Genomic DNA, 4859 nt, shown 5'->3' with positions numbered 1-4859 from the left:
TGTTATATTTTTCACAAAGACCCGGCCCGCGCCCCCCCCGGGCGCGGGGGGGGGGGGGGGGGGGGCGGCCGCCGCCCCCCCCCCCCCCCCCCCCCGCCCGGTCTGTCAGGCGTAGCTTTGCAGCGGACGCACGTCGAGGGTGTCTTCGACGGTGGCCACGATGGCCTGAGCCGCAGCCAGGGCGCCGGCGGCGGTGGTGAAGTACGGGGTCTTCATCATCAGCGCGGTGCGGCGGATCTCGAAGCTGTCGGCCAGCGATTGCTTGCCTTCGGTGGTGTTGAACACCAGTTGGACCTCGCCGTTCTTCATCGCGTCGACGATGTGCGGGCGGCCTTCCAGCACCTTCTTCACCTGCTCGACCTCCAGGCCCTGTTCGGCCAGGTAGCCACCGGTGCCGGCGGTCGCGAGGATCTTGAAGCCCTGGGCGAGCAGCAGCTTCACCGGCTCGACGATCCACGGCTTGTCGCTGTCCTTGACCGAGACGAAGACGCTGCCGGCCTTGGGCAGTTTCACGCCGCCGCCGAGCTGGCTCTTGGCGAAGGCGCGGGCGAAGGCCGCGCCATTGGTCTCGCCCGGGCGGATCCAGTCCAGGCCCATGACCTCGCCGGTGGAGCGCATTTCCGGGCCCAGGACCGTGTCGACGCCGGCGAAGCGGGCGAACGGGAACACCGCTTCCTTCACCGCGATGTGGTCGTAGGGCTTTTCGGTCAGGTTGAAGCTGGCGAGCTTTTCGCCGGCCATCAGCTTGGCGGCGATCGAGGCCAGGGGCTGGCCGATGGTCTTGGCGACGAACGGCACCGTGCGGCTGGCGCGCGGGTTCACTTCCAGCACGTAGATGCGCGGGGCGTCGGAGTGCGGCTCCTCGATGGCGAACTGCACGTTCATCAGGCCGCGGACTTCCAGGGCGCGGGCCATGGCCTCGGTCTGGCGCTTCAGCTCGGCGATGGTCTCAGGCTTCAGCGAGAACGGCGGCAGCGAGCAGGCGCTGTCGCCCGAGTGCACGCCGGCTTCCTCGATGTGCTCCATGACCCCGGCGACGAACACCTGGCCGGCGTCGTCGCACAGGGCGTCGACGTCCACCTCGGTGGCGCGGCTCAGGTACTGGTCGATCAGCACCGGGCTGTCGCCGGACACCTGCACGGCGGTGTTGACGTAGCGCTCAAGCTGCTCGTCGTCGCGGATGATCTCCATCGCCCGGCCGCCCAGCACGTAGGAGGGGCGGATGACGATCGGGTAGCCGACCTTGTGCGCGCCGTCGAAGGCCTCTTCGCGCGAGCGGGCGATGGCGTTGACCGGCTGGGCGATCTTCAGCTTGTGCAGCAGCTGCTGGAAGCGCTCGCGGTCCTCGGCCAGATCGATGGCGTCCGGCGAGGTGCCCAGGATCGGGATGCCGGCGTCTTCCAGCGGCTTGGCCAGCTTCAGCGGGGTCTGGCCGCCGAACTGGACGATGACGCCCAGCAGCTCGCCGCGGGCCTGCTCGACGGCGATCAGCTCCAGCACGTCCTCGGCCGTCAGCGGCTCGAAGTACAGGCGGTCGGAGGTGTCGTAGTCGGTCGAGACGGTCTCGGGGTTGCAGTTGACCATGATCGACTCCACCCCGATGTCGTCGAGGGCGAAGGCCGCGTGGCAGCAGCAGTAGTCGAACTCAATGCCCTGGCCGATCCGGTTCGGACCGCCGCCGAGGATGATCGCCTTCTTGCGGTCGCTCGGCTCGCTCTCGCACTCGGGGATCTGGCCGAGCACGCCGGTCTCGTAGGTCGAGTACATGTACGGCGTGGCGGCGCGGAACTCGCCGGCGCAGCTGTCGATGCGCTTGAACACGGGGCGCACGCCGTGGGCGCGGCGCTGTTCGCGGACCTCGGCTTCGGTGGTGTGGGTCAGCTTGGCCAGGCGCGCGTCGGAGAAGCCCTGGGCCTTCACGGCGCGGAACTCGGCGGCGGTGGCCGGCAGGCCGCGGTCGCGGATCTGGGCCTCGACGGCGATCAGGGCCTGGAGTTGGCGCAGGAACCACGGCTCGTACGAGCAGGCGGCGTTGACCTCCTCTACGCTCAGGCCGTGGCGGAACGCCTGGGCGATGACCAGCAGGCGGTCGGGAGTGGGCTGGCCCAGGGCGCGGATCACCGCAGCGCGGCCGGTCTCGGCGTCATGGGCGCCTTCGATCTCGACCTCGTCCAGGCCGGTGAGGCCGGTCTCAAGGCCGCGCAGGGCCTTCTGCAGGCTCTCGGCGAAGGTGCGGCCGATGGCCATGACTTCGCCGACCGACTTCATGGCGGTGGTCAGGGTCGGTTCCGAGCCCGGATACTTCTCGAAGGCGAACCGCGGGATCTTGGTGACGACGTAGTCGATGCTGGGCTCGAACGAGGCCGGCGTCGCGCCGGTGATGTCGTTCATCAGCTCGTCGAGCGTGTAGCCGACGGCCAGACGCGCGGCGACCTTGGCGATCGGGAAGCCGGTGGCCTTGGAGGCCAGGGCCGACGAGCGCGACACCCGCGGGTTCATCTCGATGACGACCATGCGGCCGTCGGCCGGGTTCACTGCGAATTGGACGTTGGAGCCGCCGGTCTCGACGCCGATTTCGCGCAGCACGGCGATCGAGGCCGCCCGCATGCGCTGGTATTCCTTGTCGGTCAGGGTCAGGGCCGGGGCGACGGTGATCGAGTCGCCGGTGTGCACGCCCATCGGGTCGATGTTCTCGATCGAGCAGACGATGATGCAGTTGTCCGCCTTGTCGCGGACGACCTCCATCTCGTACTCCTTCCAGCCCAGCACGCTTTCCTCGATGAGGACCTCGGTGGTGGGGGACAGGTCGAGACCGCGTTCGACGATCTCTTTGAATTCCTCGACATTGTAGGCGATGCCGCCGCCGGTGCCGGCCAGGGTGAAGGACGGGCGGATGATCGCCGGCAGGCCGACGAACTCCAGGCCTTCCATGGCCTCGTCCATCGAGTGGGCGGCCTTGGACTTGGGGCTCTCGAGGCCCAGCTTGTCCATGGCGTCGCGGAACTTCTGGCGGTCCTCGGCCTTGTCGATGACCTCGGCCTTGGCGCCGATCATCTCGACCCCGTACTTGGCCAGCACGCCGCGCTCCTCGAGCGCCAGGGCGGTGTTCAGCGCGGTCTGGCCGCCCATGGTCGGCAGCAGGGCGTCGGGGCGCTCCTTGGCGATGATCTTTTCGACCATCTCCGGGGTGATCGGCTCGATGTACGTGGCGTCGGCCACGTCCGGGTCGGTCATGATCGTGGCCGGGTTCGAGTTGACCAGCACGATGCGGTAACCCTCGGCGCGCAAGGCCTTGCAGGCCTGGACGCCTGAGTAGTCGAACTCACAGGCCTGGCCGATCACGATCGGCCCGGCGCCGATGATGAGGATCGAGGAGATGTCTGTGCGTTTCGGCATGTCCACTCGCGCGCATGGGCGGTCGCACTCTTCAAGCGCGCCCGGTCCCGGTCAATCTGCAGGTTAAGAGGGCCGTTTAGAGGGGGAGTCGCCCGCGCGCAAGCGGCGATGGCGGCAATCTCGCCGCAGGCGGCCGCTTCCGGCCCCTGACCGGCGGCGCATACGAAAACGGGCCGGCGTTTCCGCCGGCCCGCAGCCGTTTCGATGCAAAGGCCCAAGGGCCGTTTGCGGAACCGCTTAGACTTGCAGGTTGCCGGCGGCCATCTTGCCGCTGCGACGGTCCTGCTCGAGTTCGTAGGTGATCTTTTGGCCTTCGTTCAGGCTGCGGAGTCCGGCGCGTTCAACGGCCGAGATGTGAACGAAGATGTCCGCGCCGCCATCGTCGGGTTGGATGAAGCCATAGCCCTTGGTTCCGTTGAACCATTTAACAGTGCCGGTAGCCATAGAAGTGTCGTCCTTGGGTAAGTCGTTCCGCAACCCAAGCCTTTTGAGTCACGCATCAAATTTCGGGAGGGTCGGAGAGCAGGTTCGGTGCGCCAGGAATGTGGAGCGTCGAAAATCAGCCGAACCATACGAGTTTGACGGACTGAGCCTAGCGCGCTTCAAAGCCCCTCGCAAGGCGCTCCATGGAACGGCGCTCTGCAGCGTGAAGCGAACCCCAGCAAGCGATCCCGGCCCTTTCCCGACGGCGCGAAGTGCGGCAGCTTCGGGGGGCTTCACGGTAGGGACCGCTCCGATCGCCACGCCTGACCCCTTGGCTGAGCTGATGCTGCAGATCGCGGCGGGCGATCGTGCGGCGATGCGCCGGTTCTATGACGCCACCTCCGCGAAGCTTTTCGGCGTCTGCCTGCGTATCCTCTCCGACAAGGACGAGAGCGAAGACGTGCTGCAGGAGGTCTATCTCACCATCTGGCGACGGGCCGACCGCTACGAGGCCGGGCGGGCCAGCGTGATGGCGTGGATCTCGACCATCGCCCGCAACCGCGCCATCGACCGGCTGCGGGCGCGCGGCCCGCTCGCCTACGCCGAGCCGGTGGAGGACCTGCAGCTCGAGGACGGGGCTCCGCGGGCCGAGGCGCTGCTGGAGGCGGCCGAGGACGGCCAGGCGCTGGCCCGCTGTCTCGACGAACTGGATCCCAGGACCCAGGGTGCGATCCGCACCGCCTTCTTCGAGGGGCTGACCTATGAGGCCCTGGCCGGCCGGCTGGACGCGCCGCTGGGCACGGTGAAAAGCTGGATCCGGCGCGGCCTGCTGAAGTTGAGAGGGTGCCTGGAGCGATGAGCGACCTCGGCCCCGAACCGCCGGACGACGAAGCCCTGGCGGCTGAACATGCGCTTGGCGTGCTGACCGCGCAGGAGCGGGCGGCCGCCGAGCAGCGGATGGCGCGAGACCCGGCCTTCGCGGCGCAGGTGCTGGCGTGGCGCGCGCGACTGGCGCCGCTGGCTGCGGAGACGGCGCCGGT

At 68.4% G+C, this 4859-nt stretch carries 4 protein-coding genes; 2 read left to right on the top strand and 2 right to left on the bottom strand.

All coding sequences use genetic code 11. The annotated features are described in order from the left end of the window. Positions 1 to 105: 105 nt before the first annotated feature. Both carB and OUA97_RS23030 read right to left on the bottom strand, forming a co-directional pair. Entirely contained in the window at positions 106 to 3396 is a 3291-nt protein-coding gene (gene carB, locus OUA97_RS23035) for a carbamoyl-phosphate synthase large subunit (protein ID WP_267234421.1), read from the bottom strand. A gap of 237 nt (positions 3397 to 3633) precedes the next feature. Further along, positions 3634 to 3840, bottom strand: a complete 207-nt coding sequence (locus tag OUA97_RS23030) for a cold-shock protein (RefSeq protein WP_183774102.1) — start codon at positions 3838 to 3840, stop codon at positions 3634 to 3636. A 322-nt stretch (positions 3841 to 4162) separates the two neighbouring features. Here OUA97_RS23030 and OUA97_RS23025 point away from each other — a divergent pair, with 322 nt between their 5' ends. Continuing rightward, positions 4163 to 4678 (top strand): sigma-70 family RNA polymerase sigma factor, encoded by a 516-nt coding sequence (locus tag OUA97_RS23025; RefSeq protein ID WP_267234420.1) that lies wholly within the window; start codon positions 4163 to 4165, stop codon positions 4676 to 4678. After that, on the top strand, positions 4675 to 4859 hold a 185-nt coding region (locus tag OUA97_RS23020), incomplete at its 3' end, for a hypothetical protein (protein WP_267234419.1). The genes OUA97_RS23025 and OUA97_RS23020, both read left to right, overlap by 4 nt.

This window comes from Phenylobacterium sp. 58.2.17, assembly GCF_026411515.1.
Classification (GTDB): Bacteria; Pseudomonadota; Alphaproteobacteria; order Caulobacterales; family Caulobacteraceae; genus Phenylobacterium.
Note: the sequence above shows the minus strand (reverse complement) of the source record. Positions and strands in the feature narration are given on the sequence as shown.